21 protein-coding genes are annotated in these 18,171 nt (G+C 55.1%); 10 read left to right on the top strand and 11 right to left on the bottom strand.

What is annotated here, in order from left to right:
• The 3 genes from RAL88_RS04585 to RAL88_RS04575 form a co-directional block, all read right to left on the bottom strand.
• Nucleotides 1–1,863 (bottom strand): TRAP transporter fused permease subunit, encoded by a 1,863-nt coding sequence (locus RAL88_RS04585; RefSeq protein ID WP_306267555.1) that lies wholly within the window; start codon nucleotides 1,861–1,863, stop codon nucleotides 1–3.
• 92 nt (nucleotides 1,864–1,955) lie between these two features.
• Nucleotides 1,956–2,888 (bottom strand): TAXI family TRAP transporter solute-binding subunit, encoded by a 933-nt coding sequence (locus tag RAL88_RS04580; RefSeq protein ID WP_306267553.1) that lies wholly within the window; start codon nucleotides 2,886–2,888, stop codon nucleotides 1,956–1,958.
• Between the two features lie 289 nt (nucleotides 2,889–3,177).
• On the bottom strand, nucleotides 3,178–4,056 hold the full coding sequence (locus tag RAL88_RS04575) for a DMT family transporter (RefSeq protein ID WP_306267552.1): 879 nt from the start codon (nucleotides 4,054–4,056) through the stop codon (nucleotides 3,178–3,180).
• Nucleotides 4,057–4,101: 45 nt separating this feature from the next.
• Between RAL88_RS04575 and RAL88_RS04570 the strand changes: the two genes are divergently transcribed.
• From RAL88_RS04570 to dksA, 3 genes are all read left to right on the top strand, one after another.
• Nucleotides 4,102–4,803: a DnaJ family molecular chaperone gene (locus RAL88_RS04570; RefSeq protein WP_306267551.1), complete on the top strand. Its 702-nt coding sequence runs from the start codon at nucleotides 4,102–4,104 to the stop codon at nucleotides 4,801–4,803.
• A complete protein-coding gene (locus RAL88_RS04565) occupies nucleotides 4,800–5,570 on the top strand; it encodes an N-acetylmuramoyl-L-alanine amidase (RefSeq protein WP_306267550.1) in 771 nt (256 codons plus the stop codon). Before RAL88_RS04570 ends, RAL88_RS04565 begins: the two co-directional genes overlap by 4 nt.
• Before the next feature lie 759 nt (nucleotides 5,571–6,329).
• Nucleotides 6,330–6,746, top strand: coding sequence for an RNA polymerase-binding protein DksA (gene dksA, locus RAL88_RS04560; protein ID WP_306267548.1), 417 nt, complete (start codon nucleotides 6,330–6,332; stop codon nucleotides 6,744–6,746).
• Nucleotides 6,747–6,967: 221 nt separating this feature from the next.
• Here the strand turns inward: dksA and RAL88_RS04555 are convergent, their stop codons facing one another.
• From RAL88_RS04555 to RAL88_RS04530, 6 genes are read right to left on the bottom strand one after another with little or no spacing between them, the layout of a single operon-like run.
• Nucleotides 6,968–7,771 (bottom strand): IclR family transcriptional regulator, encoded by an 804-nt coding sequence (locus RAL88_RS04555; RefSeq protein ID WP_306267546.1) that lies wholly within the window; start codon nucleotides 7,769–7,771, stop codon nucleotides 6,968–6,970.
• 47 nt (nucleotides 7,772–7,818) lie between these two features.
• Nucleotides 7,819–8,208: a RidA family protein gene (locus RAL88_RS04550; RefSeq protein WP_306267544.1), complete on the bottom strand. Its 390-nt coding sequence runs from the start codon at nucleotides 8,206–8,208 to the stop codon at nucleotides 7,819–7,821.
• Nucleotides 8,209–8,221: 13 nt separating this feature from the next.
• Complete coding sequence (locus RAL88_RS04545) at nucleotides 8,222–8,989, bottom strand: amino acid ABC transporter ATP-binding protein (RefSeq protein WP_306267542.1); 768 nt, start codon at nucleotides 8,987–8,989, stop codon at nucleotides 8,222–8,224.
• A 9-nt stretch (nucleotides 8,990–8,998) separates the two neighbouring features.
• Entirely contained in the window at nucleotides 8,999–9,661 is a 663-nt protein-coding gene (locus RAL88_RS04540; protein WP_306267541.1) for an amino acid ABC transporter permease, read from the bottom strand.
• Nucleotides 9,662–9,671: 10 nt separating this feature from the next.
• Nucleotides 9,672–10,334, bottom strand: coding sequence for an amino acid ABC transporter permease (locus RAL88_RS04535; protein WP_306267539.1), 663 nt, complete (start codon nucleotides 10,332–10,334; stop codon nucleotides 9,672–9,674).
• A gap of 28 nt (nucleotides 10,335–10,362) precedes the next feature.
• Entirely contained in the window at nucleotides 10,363–11,169 is an 807-nt protein-coding gene (locus RAL88_RS04530; protein WP_306269582.1) for a transporter substrate-binding domain-containing protein, read from the bottom strand.
• Nucleotides 11,170–11,411: 242 nt separating this feature from the next.
• On the opposite strand from RAL88_RS04530, the gene RAL88_RS04525 reads away from it, so the two are divergent.
• Nucleotides 11,412–12,470 carry an alanine racemase gene (locus RAL88_RS04525; RefSeq protein WP_306267538.1) on the top strand — a complete coding sequence of 353 codons (1,059 nt, stop codon included), beginning with the start codon at nucleotides 11,412–11,414 and terminating at the stop codon, nucleotides 12,468–12,470.
• A gap of 10 nt (nucleotides 12,471–12,480) precedes the next feature.
• Here RAL88_RS04525 and fliP read toward each other — a convergent pair whose 3' ends face one another.
• Together fliP and RAL88_RS04515 are read right to left on the bottom strand one after the other, a co-directional pair.
• Nucleotides 12,481–13,179 (bottom strand): flagellar type III secretion system pore protein FliP, encoded by a 699-nt coding sequence (gene fliP / locus RAL88_RS04520; RefSeq protein WP_306267537.1) that lies wholly within the window; start codon nucleotides 13,177–13,179, stop codon nucleotides 12,481–12,483.
• A gap of 68 nt (nucleotides 13,180–13,247) precedes the next feature.
• Nucleotides 13,248–14,546, bottom strand: a complete 1,299-nt coding sequence (locus RAL88_RS04515; protein WP_306267536.1) for a flagellar biosynthetic protein FliO — start codon at nucleotides 14,544–14,546, stop codon at nucleotides 13,248–13,250.
• 189 nt (nucleotides 14,547–14,735) lie between these two features.
• Here RAL88_RS04515 and flgB point away from each other — a divergent pair, with 189 nt between their 5' ends.
• The 6 genes from flgB to flhB all read left to right on the top strand — a co-directional run bounded on the left by flgB (nucleotide 14,736) and on the right by flhB (nucleotide 18,154).
• Nucleotides 14,736–15,179, top strand: a complete 444-nt coding sequence (flgB, locus tag RAL88_RS04510; protein ID WP_306267535.1) for a flagellar basal body rod protein FlgB — start codon at nucleotides 14,736–14,738, stop codon at nucleotides 15,177–15,179.
• 22 nt (nucleotides 15,180–15,201) lie between these two features.
• On the top strand, nucleotides 15,202–15,612 hold the full coding sequence (gene flgC / locus RAL88_RS04505; protein WP_306267534.1) for a flagellar basal body rod protein FlgC: 411 nt from the start codon (nucleotides 15,202–15,204) through the stop codon (nucleotides 15,610–15,612).
• Between the two features lie 12 nt (nucleotides 15,613–15,624).
• Nucleotides 15,625–15,945 (top strand): flagellar hook-basal body complex protein FliE, encoded by a 321-nt coding sequence (locus RAL88_RS04500; RefSeq protein ID WP_371932163.1) that lies wholly within the window; start codon nucleotides 15,625–15,627, stop codon nucleotides 15,943–15,945.
• Between the two features lie 109 nt (nucleotides 15,946–16,054).
• Entirely contained in the window at nucleotides 16,055–16,321 is a 267-nt protein-coding gene (gene fliQ / locus RAL88_RS04495; RefSeq protein WP_306267531.1) for a flagellar biosynthesis protein FliQ, read from the top strand.
• A complete protein-coding gene (fliR, locus tag RAL88_RS04490; protein ID WP_306267530.1) occupies nucleotides 16,322–17,080 on the top strand; it encodes a flagellar biosynthetic protein FliR in 759 nt (252 codons plus the stop codon).
• Nucleotides 17,081–17,092: 12 nt separating this feature from the next.
• Complete coding sequence (gene flhB, locus RAL88_RS04485; protein WP_306267529.1) at nucleotides 17,093–18,154, top strand: flagellar biosynthesis protein FlhB; 1,062 nt, start codon at nucleotides 17,093–17,095, stop codon at nucleotides 18,152–18,154.
• Nucleotides 18,155–18,171: the final 17 nt, after the last annotated feature.

Raw genomic sequence — 18,171 nt, 5'->3', positions numbered from 1 at the left:
CTAAGTGCTCAAAATTCTAGCCGGCCTGTTGAGTTTCCAGACCAGTGCAAAACCGGCAAGGCCGATGGCATCGGTGGCAAGGCCCTGATGCAGTGATGCAATTCCAGCCAGGCCGACAACAATCCGCATTGGCCAGGGCAGCGGCGCATGGAACTGTCCGACGACAAAAGCGGCGATACAGAACACGCCGATCCCACCGGAAATGACGGCCAGCGCAATCTCTGGCCAGGCTCCCTGCATCAGCAATGCCGGCCCGTAAAAGAACATGAAAGGCAGGATGTAGCAGGTTATGCCATAGGCAAAGGCCGTCCATCCCACCTTGTTGATATCTGCTTTGGCAATGCCCGCCGCCACATAGGATGCCAGCGCAACCGGCGGTGTGATGGTGGAGACGCAGCCGTAGAAAAACACGAACATATGGGCCGTCAGCAGGGGAACACCCATTTTCGAGAGGGCAGGGGCCACGACGGTCGCCAGTATGAGATAGGCGGCGGTGGTCGGCAGACCCATGCCCAGAATAATCGCCGTCACCATAGTAAACAGCAGGGCCAGGAAGGTGATGCCGCCGGAGGCGGTGATGATCAGCCCTGAAATTTTCGAGCCCAGGCCGGTTATGCCAAGTGTGCCGGCAATAATGCCGGCCGCAGCGCAGGCAATGGCAATGGGGATGACGCTTTTTGCCCCTTCAGTAATCGCAACCACCGATTTTTTGAAGATGCCCGTTGAGATGCGGCGCTGCCAGATAACATCAGCCGCCAGCAGAACCAGAATGGAATAAAACGACGCCTTGAACGGCGAATAACCATTCAGCATCATCGCAATCAATGTACCGAAGGGAATGATGTACTGGCCGCCCTTGAGAAGAATAAGCCAGATGGATTCATTATCATCAAGCGGTTGCTGGAGCGGCTGAATGTTGCTCTTGGCACCCCTCAGATGCACCACAAAGAACAGCGATGTGAAGAACAGCAGGGCAGGGATCAGGGCGACCTTCATGACATTGGCGTAAGGTGTGCCGACAATTTCCGCCATGATGAAAGCTGCCGCGCCCATTACCGGCGGCATGATCTGCCCGCCTGTGGAAACAACCGCTTCAATGGCACCGGCCTGATGCGGAGCGTATCCCTCCTTCTTCATCATCGGAATGGTCAGGGTTCCGGTTACGGCGACATTTCCTGCAGCAGATCCGGAGATCATGCCAAGCAGAGTGCTGAAAATTACTGCGGTTTTGGCTCCGGCAGCGCGCATGTTTTTCGTCAGTCGGTTGGCAATGCGGAAGAAGAAATCTCCGGCGCCGAACTCGCTGAGAAAGGCGCCGTAAATGGAAAACAGGATGATATAGGTTGCCGATACGCCAAGCGGGATGCCGTAGATACCCTGTGACGTGGTGGTCAGAAACTCCGAAATGCGGGTGACACTGTAACCGCGGCTGCTCAACGCGCCGGGCAGAAGTTCGCTGTAAAACGGATAGGTGAAGAAGGCGAGGCTGATAAGAGCCAGAACAAGGCCGACCCCGCGCCGTGCCCCTTCCAGCACCAGAGCAATCAGCAGCAGCCCGACCCAGGCGTCGAGCGCATCGGTCTCCCCGCCGCTCATGGCAATGTCTTTCCAGCGGGACATGATGTAAAGGCTTACCGCTGTGGCCAGCGCCACCAGAGCCAGACGCGTGATCCGGTCGGTCAGGGTATCCGCAATGCGCTGCAGGGTCGGCTTGGTCAGAAACAGCAGGACCAGCATCATCATCAGATGAAAAACCCGGATATCCCGTGTCGACAGCACGACAATGCCGGAGACATTCAGCAGATGAAATAATCCGACGATGAACGCCACGATGGCAACCGAGTGTCTGAACAGTCTGTCCATGGGGTGCTGCCTAAATCATCAGGAAATTCGGGGCATTGCGGAGGAAATTGAACGCCTCCGGCAATGCCCGTATTAGTCATTTCAGCTTTAGATCACTTTCCGAAGTATTTCGCCGCTCCCGGATGCAGTGGAATTTTCAAATCCAGTGAGGCTTCCGGGATGATCTGTTTGGCGTAGGCGTTTTCCGCCTGGAATTCGTCCAGATGGTCATAAATCGCCTGGGTGATCTTGAATGCCACATCGTCACTCATACCGGCGTCGACGATCAGCATATTATTGACACCGAGGACGATACCGTCCTGGTCGGTGCCATAGGTCGCTTTCGGCACGACGACCTTGTTGTAGTTGGGATATGTCGCCAGTGCTTCGGCCAACTGCTCATCGGTGATGGGTATGTATTTCAGCTTCTTGTTGGCCTGGGCCTGCATGACCGCTCCGGCTGGATAGCCGCTCAGCGCAAAGGCTGCATCAACATTGCCGTCGGCCAGCTGGCTGAATCCGTCACCATAGGACAGAAAGCTAGGGGTGATGTCATCCATTGACAGGCCGGCGATACCCAGCACCTGGCCGAGAAACGGAATGGTGCCGCCTCCGGCCGGACCAACGGCCACGCGTTTGCCCTTCAGATCTGCAATGCTGGCGATGTCAGACCCGTCGAGCGTCATCATATGCAGAATGCTGAAATGCAGAGAGCCGATGGCGCGCAGGTTCATTGCGCCGCTTTTGGCGTAAGGGCCGACACCCTTATTGGCCAGAACGGACAGATTATTATTGGTAATGGCAATATCAACTTCGCCATTATTGACAAGGCGGGGATTTTCGACTGATCCGGCCGTAACAATCGGCACCATGGTAAGATCATCAGCATAATTGTTGACCAGTGACGAGATGGCCTGACCGACCGGATAGAACGCGCCGCCCTGACTTGCGGTTCCGATACGCAGCTCAGCTGCCTGAGTTGCAGTCACAGCCACGGTCAGGCCGGCAGCGACAGTTACGATACGCAGAATTGATCCGAATTGCATAATTCATCCTCCCATTTGATGCGTCCACTACGTCGCTAAACTGCCGGGGGTGCAACCTGTAAAACTGAATGCAGAAGCAACGGTGCTGATTTTAGGGTATCTGCAGCCACCATGGGAATCAAGAAAAATCGACAATTTTATGATTTTACGAAAAATACCGTTTATTTACGAGGAGCTGAAGTCCCGCATCAGCGTCGCAGTCCCAGTGCCGTCATGATGGGGGCGAGTTCAAAATAGGGAGGGATGGCGGTGCTGAATGGAGTTCCAATTCAGGATTCGATTCAAATATCTAACGCGTTTTTTTCAGAAAGAAGATGATAAACACAATCACCGTCGCAACTCCCCATGCCTCGGCCCCGACTGTCTCGCCCAGCATGACTTGCGAAACCGCAAGTGTCACGAATATCTGCAACAATTGGGTCTGGCCGACCAGCGCGACGCCGCCGAGCGCCAGACCTGCATTCCAGAACACAAATGCGATAAACATTGAAAACAGGCTGACATAAGCAAACCCGATCCAGGCGGAAACGGATATCGTTTCCAGGCTGTCGGGAAAGGTCAGCCAACTGCCTATCAATGTAAGCGGCAGACACAGAACCAGCCCGCGACTGATCACTTCCCAACCGGGCATGATCCGTGACAGGCGGCCGGAAATTGCATAGCCGAGCGAGGCAAACAGTGCAGCCAGCAACAGCCAAAGGTCACCAAGTTCAAATCCGCTTGCGCCATCGCGCATCGCAAAGGCGACAATCAGGCCGCATCCGGCCAAACTCAAGAGCCAGAACATCCTGCCGGGTCGTTCGCCGTTCAGAACAGCGGAACATAAAGCGGTTGTCACCGGCAGAATACCCAGCACGATTCCGCCATGCGAGGCCGGTACGCTCTGCATCGCCAGCGCCGCGAACAGGGGAAAGCCGATGACAAGACACAGAGCAGCCAGGAAGAGAGGCAGTATTTCGGCCTTCAGTACGGGCTTGCGTCCCATGGCAAATAGAAGAATCAGCGCGCAGGCCGCTGCCACAACCGCCCGGCCATACGTTACGAAAGCGGGCGACATGTCGGCCACCGCCAGACGGGTAAAAGGCAGCGTTCCGCCAAAGAAAACAACGCCGATCACGCCAAGCAACAGGCCGAGACCCAGATTCTCGGTGGACTTTGTGGAGCGCATAGGAAGGCCGTTTTCGTTTGGAGGAAAATACTTTACATGGTGGGTATGGGTATTTTTCAAACACTGCAAGAGTGGCTGGAAAGCGGCGTCGATGTTGGCGGCGCATTTCTGGACCGCATCACAAAAGCAATTTCAGGTCTGACGGACCCGACAGCGCGCCGGCAGGCGGCATTCTCGATTGCAATGATCGCGCTCTCGGCAAAAATGGCCAAGGCTGACGGTATTGTCACGCTTGATGAGATCCACGCCTTTCGCGATCTGTTCGAGATACCTCAGGCGGAACAGACCAATGTTGCCCGGTTGTTCGACCTTGCCAAGCGGGACACGGCAGGCTTTGAAGCCTATGCCGCCCGCATTGCGCGGCTTCAAGAGGACGATATGCAAACTCTCGAAGATATCATGGACGGGTTGTTTCATATTGCCAAAGCGGATGGTGTCCTGCATGAAGGCGAACGCGCTTTCCTGTTGCAGGTCGCGCAGATTTTCGGCTTCACCGATACTGCCTATGAAGCCATCGAACTGCGCCATGTTGATCGTGGCAAAGCTGATCCCTATCGGATTCTCGGCCTGTCTCCTGATATGGATATGGAGGAAATGAAGCAGAATTATCGCAAAAAGGTTTCGGAATTTCATCCCGACCGTATGATCGCCCGCGGTGTGCCGCCGGAATTCATTGCCATTGCAAATGACCGGATGGCCGCAATTAATCATGCTTGGGAGCAGATCACCCGGATGCACAGATTGTGAGCAGAGCCGTCATTACCCGAGCCGACTATCCAGCGGCGGTTCTGGCACCATCGCCGAATTTCGGACCAAGGCCGGAGGATCAGCCAGTAGACATGCTGATCCTTCACTACACGGGCATGCCCGATGATGATCAGGCGCTGGCCTGGCTGCAAAATCCGAAATCACAGGTATCGAGTCATTATTTCGTGCATCAGGACGGCAAGGTGCTGCAACTCGTGGCGGAATTTGCGCGCGCCTGGCATGCCGGTGCGTCGAGCTGGCAAGGGGTGAGCGACAACAATTCCCGTTCCGTTGGTATCGAGCTTGCCAATCCGGGCCACAATCACGGCTATCACGCCTTTGCTGACGCGCAGCTTGATGCCGTCACCGATCTGTGTCGACACATCATCAAGCGGCACAGGATTATTCCCGAAAGAGTGCTGGCCCACTCCGATATTGCGCCGGAGCGCAAGGAGGATCCGGGAGAATTATTTCCCTGGGCGGATATGGCAGAAAAGGGAATTGGCCATTACGTTCGCCCGGAACCATTGGGAGACGGGCGGTTTTTCCAGGCTGGGGATCAGGGAGAGCCGGTGGCAGCTTTGCAGGCCATGTTCGGGCTATATGGCTATGGATGCCCGCAAAACGGACATTATTGTGATGTCACAGCGGCTGTGGTGCGTGCTTTCCAGCGTCACTTCAGACCAGCCCGTGTGGACGGTATTGCAGATCAGTCGACTATTGCCACCCTACATCGCCTGCTGGCGGTGCTGAAACCGCAAGCCTGACGTTTTGCCTCAGGCAATGCGGTTCACCGGCTGATGGATATTCTCCAGCTTATGGTCCGATCTATATCCCCGGTGCAGCACTAGCCGCAGAGCGAAATCGAAGTTTTAGTCTGCGGTTGTGCGCCATCATGCGACCCGCAATTCCATCTTTACACCCACTGGCTGACGAGGGATTTCTTATGCGCTCGAAGCCTGGGGGCAAATGGCGGATTCAGCTCCGTTGAGAACCAAAACAAAGCCTACAGGAACGGCGTTCACAATCGGCGGGGTGGAGATACCGAGGCGGGACAGGCCAGAGGAATCGACCGGAGGAGCCGGTCGAAGGAGCCGGGCCGCAGCAAAATGTCTCACCGGGCGCGTTGCTGTCGCCGCAATCCTCAGAGCATGACACAGTAGAGCGGTGAGCCACGCGGAAAGGTCAATCACCTGATGATCTGTCAGAGCTGCAATCCGCGCTTTGGGCAGCCATGAATGAACAGAGCTTCTGATGCGGCTCAAAGGACGTCTGCCGGAGCTGCAAGGCACAGGCGATGTCTGGCTCGATCCGATTCTCCGCAAAATCGATTCGCGGCTCCGCGTCGAACTCGCAATGTGTGGGCTTTAATCGATGGCCCGGCTTGATTAGACCTATAAATCCAATATAAATCAATACTTTAATAGAGAAAAAACTTAACGGGATTGTAAGCGTCAATCCTGTTGTTTCCGATAGGACCTGTAGGTATAGTCCGCCCAATCGGGGATTAGATTAAGGTCAAGCGAATGTCTGCAGTTGCTGATATTGATTATCGTCCGTCCGAGGACGAACCCTTCATGAATGAACGCCAGAAGGCGTATTTCCGACGCAAACTCCATGGCTGGAAGGAAGATATTCTTCGTGAAAGTCAGCTGACTCTGGAAACATTGCAGCAGGAAAACTCCAATCATCCAGACCTGGCGGACCGGGCATCTTCCGAAACCGACCGGGCTGTTGAATTGCGGGCCCGTGATCGCCAGAGGAAGCTGATTTCCAAGATCGATGCCGCGCTGATGCGAATCGAAGACGGCACCTACGGGTTTTGTGAAGAGACCGGCGAACCGATTTCTCTCAAGCGTCTGGATGCGCGTCCGATTGCGACGATGTCGCTGGAGGCCCAGGAACGCCACGAAAGGCGGGAACGGGTCTACCGCGACGATTGATTCAGGCCGCTTTTCAAAGCAGCAAGTGCCGTCGTGGCAAACCTCTCCATTTGCAAAGGTTTTTTGTAAGTGCCGGTGTCGGGGGCAATCACTTTCGGGCACGGGATTGCTTCTGCTCCACAAGCGGGGTGGTCAGGGATGGCATCATACTTCTGTGCATCGGAAAACCACGCTCCCAAACCTGCTGGCAGCAGCCGGTAGCGGTTTAATTTCGGACAGGACTATTCTGCTGCTATGCCTTTGTGATTCAGGCCGAATTTCAATGCAGCGGTCAATTCCTTTGCGGCACCGGTCAGAACATTCCTGTACATCTGAAAATTGGCCCTGGCGTCCTGTTTGGGGGCAATCAGGCACAGGGTGCTGAGACAGGTGCCGGAGCCGTCATAGACCGGAGCGGCGAAGCATTGCGTATAGGTATCGGCCAGACTGTCGAAGGAAAAAAACCCTTCTGCATGGGCTGATCGGATGCTGGCAATAAAAGCCTGTTTTTCCAGTCGCGATCCATCCGGCAGAACAAAATCCGCATCAGGAATGAAATCAAGAATCTCTGCATCCGTCATATGGCCCAGCAGCAATCGGCCTGAGGCCGTCCAGGGCAACGGGATGCTCTCTCCGATATCTGCACTGATGCGAAATTGCCGGTTGCCCTCATTCATCATCACAACGGCATATCTGTTGCCCTCCAGCATGCATAATTGTGAGGTTTCACGGGTCCGCTCGGTGATGAATTCAAGCATCGGCTGAGCCAACCTGGTCAGATCGAAATTCTCCAGATAACTCAACCCCCAATAGTGCAACTTTCGGCCCAGAAATACGCGCCCTTCGTCATCTGCCCGTTCCAGCACACCAAGTGCGGTCAGCAGTCCGACCAGTTCATAGACAGATGATTTGGGAGCATCCATGCCGACGGCAATCTCGATCGGGCGCTTCGGTTCTTTGCACAAATGAAGGAAGTCAATAATTGCGAAAGCACGCTCCAGACCTCTTGCCCGAGTTTTTTTAGGCACTGTTTCCGGGGCCTGCATCTGATGTCCTTGTCCGCCAAAATTTCACACAGTATAGGGTGTCAGTGTTAGCTTGTCTTGCGGTAAGCAATGCAATCCACCTCGACCTTGCAATCCACCACCATCGCTGACTGAACACAGGCGCGGGCCGGTGGGTGATCGCCAAAAAACTCTGCGAACACCTTGTTGAAACTCCAGAAATCCCGCGGATCATCGAGCCAGACCCCAATACGGACAACATCGGCAGTGGTGTACCCGGCATCCTCCAGAATGGTGACCATGTTGCTGATAGCCTGGGTCGCCTGTGGGACGATGCCGCCATCAATTATCTCGCCATCGACCATCGGCGTCTGCCCGGACACATAAAGCCATCCGTCTGCTTCTGTGGCCTTTGCAAATGGCAGCGGCTGCTGGCCGGCGGCTTTGGCCTCATTGATACCGTGTCTCTTGATCGTCATTATTGTCTCCTTGTCAGAATTTTGAATTTTTGAGGAATGCCGCGAGGCGTTCCGATTTGGGTTGCCGGAAGAGCTGTTCGGGCGCGCCTTCTTCAGCAATGGTTCCATCATGCATGAATATGACTTTGCTGGAGACATCATGGGCAAATTGCATCTCATGCGTCACCAGCAGCATGGTCATGCCATCTGTGGCAAGGTCCTTCACGACCGAGAGGACCTCGTTCACCAGCTCCGGGTCCAGCGCGGATGTGACTTCGTCAAACAGCATCAATTGCGGATTCATGGCAATCGCGCGGGCGATTGCCACCCTTTGCTGCTGGCCGCCGGATAATTGAGCTGGGTAATGGTCGCTCCAGGCAAGCAGGCCGACCCGTTCCAGCCACTTGCCGGCAACAGATCGAGCCTCATCCTTGTTCATGCCACGGGTTTTGACGAGCCCGAGCATGACATTGCGTATGGCTGACATATGCGGAAACAGGTTGAAATGCTGGAAGACCATGCCAGTCATGGCTCTCTGACGCGCTATATCCTTCTCCGTGCGCAGCACCGTTTTGCCGTTCTTCACGGTATAACCGATCTGTTCGCCTGCGACTGCGACGCTGCCTTCCTCATATAGTTCCAGCAGATTTACACAGCGCAACAGCGTGGTTTTGCCCGATCCGCTGGAACCGATGAGACTGACCACGTCGCCTTTGTGCATCGTCAGATCAATGCCCTTCAACACTTCCAACTGGCCGAAGCGTTTGTGCAGATTGGTGATTTCCAGGACCGGCGCCGTCATGTGAATACCTCAGATCGGAATGGCGACCTTGCGTTCGAAAAAACGGCCGGTTTTTTCGATTGCAAAGTTGATCAGGAAAAAGACAAACCCGGCAAAGAAATAAAGCTCGAGGCTGAAATAGGTGCGGGAAATCACCTGCTGCACCGACAGCAGCAGTTCGACAACGCCGATAATCGACAACAGCGTCGAAGCTTTGACGATTTCGGTCGCTGTGTTGACCCATGTGGGCAGAATCTGGCGCAGGGCCTGGGGCAGCAACACCGAGAAAAACGTCGTCGGAAATGTCAATCCGATTGATTTTGCCGCTTCGCTCTGCCCGTGTGGAATGGCGAGCAGGGCTCCGCGCACGATTTCTCCGACGTGAGAGCTGCAGAACAGGGTGAGGGCAAAAATGCCCGCTTCAAAAGCTGACAGTTGAATGCCGACCACCGACAGGATGTAGAAACACGCCAGAATCAGCACAAAGACCGGCGTGCCGCGCAGGAAATCGGTATAAATTCGAATGAAGAATATGACGATGCGGTTGCCGTAGGTTAGCAGCAACCCGACACCGACGCCCAAAAGTGTGCCGAACAAAATGGAAAGCGCCGAAATGAAAAGCGTATTTCCAATACCTTCCAGGATCGGCCAGCGCGCCGCCCAGATGGCTTCCAGAGCTTGAATTATTTCCATACTCTCAACCCTAACGCGGAATCGCCAGCTGTGCTTCGACCCGTCGCAACACGGCGGCAATGACATAACAGGCTGTGACATACAGCAAACTGGCCACCAGCCATGTTTCAATGACGCGAAACGTCTCCACATTGATTTTGCGCGCATAGAAAGTCAGTTCAGGAACAGCAATTGCCGAAGCCAGAGAGGTGTCCTTGAAAAGCGAGATGAAATTGTTGCTGAGCGAGGGCAAAACCGACCGGAACATCACGGGTATGACGAGGTAGAATCTGGTGCGCAGTTCGGTCAGGCCAATCGACAATCCGGCCTCCCGCAAGCCTGAGGGCAGGGAGACAAGACCGGAGCGGAACACCTCGGTCAGATAGGCACCGGAATAGACTGACAGGGTGATAATAAAGGATTCGATCTTGCCGAAGCGGATACCAAGTTGCGGCAGGGCGAAGAAGGTAAACAGGATCAACACCAGAATGGGCGTATTCCTGATGGCCGACACATAGGCTGTCGAAGCCCACCGTATCGGCCTGTTTTTCGATAACATTCCAAAGGCTGCCACCAAACCAATCAGACATCCGATTGCAATTGATATGACGGCGAGGACCAGTCCCAGGCCAAGGCCGGACATCAGCAGATCAAAGTCGCGCCATACTGCCGCAAAATTGAAATCATAGTCCATTGGCGGCCCTCGGAATGTTACTCGGTTGTTATTTGAATTCGACCGGGAATCCGATCTGCGGCGGTGATAATTCGGCACCGAACCACTGTTTGAAGGAAGCTGCATACGTGTTGAATTCAACCCCGGTCATGGCTTCGTGCAGAACCGAATTGACGAAGTTCAGCCAGCGCTGATCGCCGGGTTTGACGGCACAACTGTAGCTTTGCGGATTCCAGCCATATCCTGCATCGGAATACCGACCGGGATTTTGTGCCATGAACCAGCTCAGTGAGGACTGATCGGTCGCCGCTGCGTCCGAGCGTCCGGAATTCAGCGCCTGATAGATCAGGTCAACGCTGTCATATTGATCGACGGTTGCCTGCGGCAAAGCGGCGTGAACCATTTCTTCAGCGTAGACATTCTGCAGAACCGATATGGTGACATCACTGCCTGCGGCGGCAAGCTCATCATAATTGGCGTATTTGCCGTCGGCCATCAGCATAAGCCCAACGCCTTCGCGGTAATAGGGTACAGTGAATTCAACCTGCTGGGCGCGGCCTGCTGTGACCGTCATGAACTGGCAGGCGACATCCACCTTGTCAGTGGCAAGGTTGGGAATGCGCGCATCGCCCGACTGATTGACAAACTCGATCTTCGTCGGGTCATCGAACAGTCCTTTGGCAATCAGACGCAGCATGTCGATGTCAAAACCGACCAGTTCGTTGTTCTCGTCTTTGAAGTGCCACGGTGCGTTGGTGCTGCCGGAACCGGCAATCAGATAACCGCGGTCCAGAACGTCCTGCAGTTTGTCTGCAAGGGCGATACTGCCCGAAGTGCAAAGTATGGCCGCAGCCATTCCGTAAGTTGACAGGTGTTTCAGCATAACTTCCTCCTCGCTGTATATTCCAATATAATGGAATTAATATCTTTATTGTGGAATTGAAATTGACGATTCAAGATGCTTTTGTCAATACTAATTCAGGTTCTGGATAGCCTGCGGACACGCGCAAATCGCGCGTCACGGTCCTGCAGCTCAGATAAGGCAGGACGATTGCGGCAGCCGGACGGGTCTTCGCATCGGGCGGAAGGAAGCACAACATGACGAAATTATCGGTTGAGACGCCGGCTGTTCTGGTGGATATGGATGTCGCTGAAAGAAACATCCGCACCTATCAGGATTATTGCGACCGTCACAGCCTCAGGTTGCGACCCCATATCAAGACCCACAAGCTGCCGTTTCTGGCGGAATATCAGCTCGCACAGGGCGCCATCGGCATCACATGCCAGAAAATCAGCGAAGCCGAGGCAATGGTTGCCGGCGGTGACATGCGGGATATCCTCATTACATATAACATTCTGGGCACTGCAAAAATTTCCCGGCTGCGCGCGCTTTCCCAGCGCATTCCACTCTCGGTGGTTGCAGACAGCATTGCCGTTGTCGATGGCTTGAGCGACGGTTTCAAAAGCGCGAAAAAGCCTCTCCCGGTGCTGGTCGAATGCAACACCGGTGCCGACAGATGCGGTGTTTCCACACCGGCCGCAGCGGCCGAGCTGGCCGCTGTGCTGAATGCATCACCGGGCCTGCGATTTGCCGGTCTGATGAGCTATCCACCTGTTTCTTCCGCAGCAAAGGTGGCGGCGTGGCTGTCTGAAGCCAGGGACCTGATTGTGGCCGCCGGTACGAAGGTTCCGATCATTTCCTCCGGTGGCTCGCCGGACATGTGGCGCGCGCATGAAATGCCTCTGGCGACAGAATACAGAATCGGCACTTATGTCTATAATGACCGGTCGCTCGTCGCTCGGGAAACCTGCGCTTTTTCCGACTGCGCCTTGAGTGTCCTGGCGACTGTGGTTTCGGTGCCGTCCGGCAACAGAGCAATAATTGACGCGGGCTCCAAGGTTCTGACCTCCGATCTGCTGGGCTTGGACGGTTATGGTCATGTGCTTGGACGCCCGGATATCGTCATCGATCAACTCAGCGAAGAGCACGGTCGTCTTATCTGCGATGGGCCTGTGAATCTGGCCGTCGGCCAGCAGGTGCGGATCATTCCCAACCATGCCTGCGTGGTGTCAAACATGCTCGACGAGGTGATCCTGATGCGCGGCGACAGGATTGAAAATCCCGTCTGCGTGGCGGCGCGTGGCAAAGTTTGGTGAGGAAACGCACTTACGGCACAGGGATCTGAAAGCTCTCAACCAGAGAACCGGCCAGCAGGCTCCAGCCATCAACAAGCACGAAAAAAATCAGTTTGAACGGCAGCGAAATCACAACGGGCGGCAGCATCATCATGCCCATTGCCATCAGCACAGAGGCCACAACCAGATCAATAATGATGAACGGCATGTAGATCAGAAATCCAATTTCGAAAGCCCGCCTCAACTCACTGATCATGAAGGCGGGGACCAGAACCCGCAGGCTGATATCTTCGGGTGTTTCAGGCTGCTCTCCCTTGGTTAGATCGAGGAACAATTGCAGGTCCTTCTCGCGCACATGTGCCAGCATGAAGCTGCGGAACGGGGCAGCCGTCGCCTCAAACGCTTCGGGAAACTCCATTTGACCCTGAATAAGCGGATCAAGCCCATTATTATAGGCCGTTTCAAAAGTCGACGTCATAATGAAGGCAGTCAGAAACAGGGCAAGGCTGATCATGACCGCATTGGGAGGCGCAGTCTGCAATCCGATGGCGGACCGCAATAACGACAATACCACAACAATGCGGGTGAAGCTGGTGACCATGACAAGTATGGATGGAGCCAGGCTGAGGACGGTGATCAGCGCAACGATCTGAACGGCGCGTTCGCTGACCCCTGTTCCGTCACCAAATCCGATAGAGATTTCCTGCGCATAAGCACTGCCGGTCAGCATGCTCAGCACAACTGCCAGCGACCAGAGCGTTAAAACCCTGGCCGCACTGGAGAAGAACTGGCGATTGGTTATGCGCGGTTCGGTACCGCCAGTTCCTGAAGCAATCGGCTCATCTCGTCATCAACCCGGCCCGGATGCGTCGTATCGACAGGCCGTTCAGTGCCATCTGGGACTGATTCTGATGGTGTATATACGCTACTTTCAGTGCTGTCAGAAGCGTCTATATTCGGTTGCTCATCGTTCAGCATGCCGGCAATCGCATCTTCGAGGGCCAGATTGTCACGCTCCCGCTGAACCTCTGTATAGGCTGGCTGCTGCGGCGTTTCCGCTTCCTGGCTCATGACAGCAGCAAAGGCCGCTGTATTGTCGTCCTGTTGCTGTTCGGATGAATTCTGCCGCCCCCTGGGAGCGTCGTTATCCGGCCGTTGCGCGGAGTCCCGGTTGGCGGGAACAGACGTTTGTGGCTCCCGATCCGAATGCTGAGAATGAGTTGCCTGCAGCCGCTGTTGCATAGCAGGAGTTTGCTGATCGGAGTTATCTGCTTCCTGCATCTCCTGCCACAAGGCGTTCTCGAAGTCTGCTGCAAGATCGTATTGCGGAGCGTCCTCCGCCGGCGCTTCGTGCATTTCGATGTCGCGGCTGACGGTCTCGGATTTGGGCTGCGGACGAATCTCGGGCATGGAGGCGTGAACCGGCGCAGATATGTTGTGTTGCGGCACGACCGGCTGAACCGGACGAATCGGCGCCACTGATTCGGCCGATAGGGCCACCTTGGCCGGTCCTGTTTCTTGCCATTCGGCAGGCGCGGGTTCGGCTGCAACCGGGTTTGGCCGAATTTCTGCAGGTTCAATTTTATCGCTTATACGGTCCGGTTCCGCGGCAGCCTGGCGAGGCGGAGGTGGAGGCGGAGCAAGCGTGGCCTCAGGTCTGCTGACGGCTGTCAGACCGATGCTTTCTGCGACTTTGGCTGCCGATCCGCTGAGTGACATTGTGCGCAGCGGGCGTTGTGCGATAACCCGGCGTGCGATCTGATGGCCAGGCTTTTCACTGGATTCGGCTTCATCTTCCTCGTCATACGGATCGATATTGGCCTCTACAACGACGTCGCTGGGACCGCCGATCATAACCAGATGTTCCACATCGTCGCGGCGCACCAGCAACAGACTGCGGGTCTCGTCGATCTGTGCCCTGTCAAGAATCGCCAGCCGGTTCTGACGCTGCGGCGGGTTGCTCCGGCGCTTTCCGGTAATAAGGCGCAGAAACCATACGAACACGCCAAACAGAATCAATACAACAAGCAGTGCCAGAAGAAACTGTACGCCCATGGCTGCTTCTTCACTCATAAACTGCAACAAATACTCACGCATTCCGCTACCCTAACTCAAAAAATTCGTTCAATTGGTGGATTTGGTTCATATCAGGAACCTTTGCACCGACCTTCGAATCCAATTGCGGCAGAATGCAGCCATCATAGTTAGGAAATTGTTAAAGGGGTTAAGGTTTTGTTAACCAAATCACCGCCATTAATAATTAATCAACTATTTCAAGATTCTGACTTGGGTAATGCGCTGTGGGGGCCGGACGTGGGAATTGGTGATGCTGGCCTTCTGTCAGCGCTCAAATCTAAAATGTTCTGGCATGAATCCCGGCAGCGACTGCTGGCTGAAAATGTCGCGAACGCCGATACGCCGGGCTTTCGGGCGCGTGAGCTGGCAAAGCCCGATTTCGCGCAACTGGCCCGTGCCGCTTCGACGCGGGGACTGCAACTCACTCCAACAGCAATGACCACCAATTCCGCCTATATCTCCACAGCGCTGGCTCCGGCCCGGCGCGCGGAGATTAATGGATCGGAGGCTGGATATGAAGTGACGCCACAAGGCAATGCGGTGGTCCTTGAAGAAGAAATGATGAAAGTGACAGCCAATCAACTTGATTATCAGGCTGCCACATCGCTTTACAGCAAGACACTGGGCCTGTTCCGGATTGCCATAGGGCGATGATCACATCTGAAAGGACAACGCGATGGATTTCCTGACATCCATGAAACTGGCCGCCTCAGGATTGCGGGCGCAAAGTGGACGCATGCGTATCATTGCGGAAAACATTGCCAATGCAGACAGCACCGGAACAACAAAAGGTGCTGATCCATACCGACGGAAGATGCCGAGTTTTCAGGCGACACTGGATCGCGAAACAGGGGCGTCGGTTGTTGAACTGGGCCCGGTCAGAACAGACCGTTCTGATTTCAAGTCCCGCTTTGAGCCCGGCCATCCGGCTGCCGATGCAAACGGTTATGTCAAGCTTCCAAACGTCAACGCCTTGATCGAAACTGTCGATATGCGGCAGGCCCAGCGCAGCTATGAGGCCAATCTCAATGTCATACAGAGCACACGCACGATGATGCAGCGCACCCTCGATATCCTGAGAGGATAATCCGCCATGGCAATCAACACTGCTCTGGGTGCCTCAAACGCCTATTCAGCCATATCAAAAGCCACCAGCCAGTTGCCGGCAAAACCGGCGCAACAGGCGCAAGAACCCAACGCCAGCTTCGCATCAATGGTGTCCCAGGTGGCGACAGATGCTGTGGCAACCGGTCAGGGCGGCGAACAGGCGAGCATGGCTTTCGCAACCGGTCAGCCTACCGCCAATATGGTTGAAATGGTGACAGCTGTTGCGGAAACCGAGCTTGCATTGCAGACCATGGTCTCGGTGCGGGATCGCGTCATTTCGGCCTATGAAGAAATCATGCGAATGCCGATCTAGACCATCAAATGGTTCACTGTAATATGGTTCACTGTAATCATGAATCACTCTACGCTCCCGGAATGAGGATGGATTCGGGACGATTCTGCAAGCCAGTTGAGGGGATGACATGACTGGCCCGGAAGTGCTTGACTTTGCCCGGGACGGCATCACGACCTTGCTGGCCATCAGTGCACCGGTGATGCTGGTTGGTCTGGGCGTTGGTGTTCTCATTGCACTGCTTCAGGCTCTGACCCAGATTCAGGAGATGACACTGGTTTTCGTGCCCAAGATCATCGCCATTTTTGTCGCGATTCTGATTACGATGCCGTTCATGGGGCAAACGCTCAACAGCTTCATGGATCGCGTCGCCGATCACATCGTATCGGGGCGTTAGGTGGAAATCACGCTGGCACCGGATCTGGCGTATCGCTTCATGCTGGTATTCGCCCGGGTTGGTGTGCTCGTCATGCTGTTGCCGGGCTTCGGCCAGAACGGAATTCCAACCCGTGTGCGCCTTGCTTTCGCTTTATTGATGACGCTGCTGATGGTGCCTCTGGTGGAATTGCCGGCCTTCGCTTCGGTTTCATGGCCGCTGGGAGCTCTGCTGCCATTGATCAAGGAAATACTGATCGGCCTGTTTATCGGTCTGACCGTGCGCATGGTGCTGATGGCGACATCCGTTGCCGGCAGCACCATCGCTAATCAGATGGGGCTCGGACTGGCGCAGAGCGTCGATCCGACCCAGGGCATTCAGGGCGCGCTGTTTTCCAACTTTCTGGGTGTTCTTGCGCTCACTTTGGTGTTTGCCAATGATCTGCATCACCTCGTTATTGCGGCAATTCACGACAGTTACACATTGTTTGAGCCTGGCACGATTCCGGCCACCAGTGAAATGGCGATGGCTGCCGTCTTGTCGATGGCGGAAGCCTTTGCCCTGGGAGTTCGCATGTCAGCGCCATTTCTGGTGTTCGGCCTGATTTTCTATGTCGGCGTCGGCGTTCTCAGCCGCCTGATGCCGCAAGTTCAGATTTTCTTTATCGCGATGCCCGCCTCTATTCTGCTTGGCTTTGTCCTTCTGGCATTACTTCTGACAACGATCATGATGGTTTACCACGAGTACCTCTCAGGCCTTCTCGGCCGGTTTCTGGCATAGGGATAACAGGCTGTGGCTGACCAACCGGACAAGGCGGAAAAAACTGAAGACCCCACGGCGAAAAAGCTGGCCGACGCCCATAAACGGGGCGAGGTTGCCAAGAGCCAGGAAGTCAGTACCTGGTTTGTGCTGATGATGGTGACATTGCTGTTCGCCTTTCTCGCACCGCCCAGCGCGGCCGCATTGGGCGGCCTGTTGCGCGGATATCTGGCAAATGCGCATGCCCTGTCGCTGGATCGCGGTGCAATGGGTGCATTGTGGATGCAGACAGGTCGCGATCTTGCCGGCGCGCTGGCCATCCCATTTTTGCTTCTGGTGCTTGCGGCGGCTGCCGGAAATCTCATCCAGCACAAGCTGGTGCTGTCTGCCGATCCGCTCAAACCCAAACTGTCCAAGATTTCGCCGCTGGCCGGTGCAAAGCGGCTGTTTTCGACTGAGGCTCTGGTGAACTTTGTCAAGGGTATTGCCAAGCTCGGCCTCGTCGCTGCTCTTATCATGGCGGCGCTGTGGCCGGAACGCGACCGTCTTGAGGCGGTGCTGGTCAGTCCGCCAGGCGCCATTTTGCCATTGTTTCACGAAATGGCCGTCAAGTTGCTGATGACAACATTGGCGCTGATGACGATCATCGCCGGTCTGGATTTTCTGTGGCAGAAGCACCGTTTCTTTGAACGTCAGAAAATGACGCTGAAAGAGGTGCGCGATGAACACAAGGATTCAGATGGCGATCCGGCGGTTAAGGCCAAAATCCGCCAGATCCGGATGGAGCGCGGTCGTGCCCGTATGATGTCGCGTGTTCCCGATGCAACTGTGGTGATTGCGAACCCGACCCACTTTGCCGTGGCGCTGTCTTACGAAGAGGGTATGAATGCGCCGGTCTGTGTTGCCAAGGGCGTGGATGCGGTGGCCCTGAAAATCCGTGAAGTTGCCGAACACACCAAGGTTCCGGTGGTTGAGAATCCACCTTTGGCGCGTGCCCTTTACGCGACGGTGGAAATTGATGACCAGGTTCCTGAAGATCATTACAAGGCCGTTGCCGAGGTGATTGGTTTCGTGATGCGGCTGAAACGGCATTAAATCCCCGGCAATGCCAG

The sequence above is a fragment of the Pararhizobium sp. IMCC3301 genome (assembly GCF_030758315.1).
Classification (GTDB): Bacteria; Pseudomonadota; Alphaproteobacteria; order Rhizobiales.
This window is presented reverse-complemented; position numbering and strand designations above follow the sequence as displayed.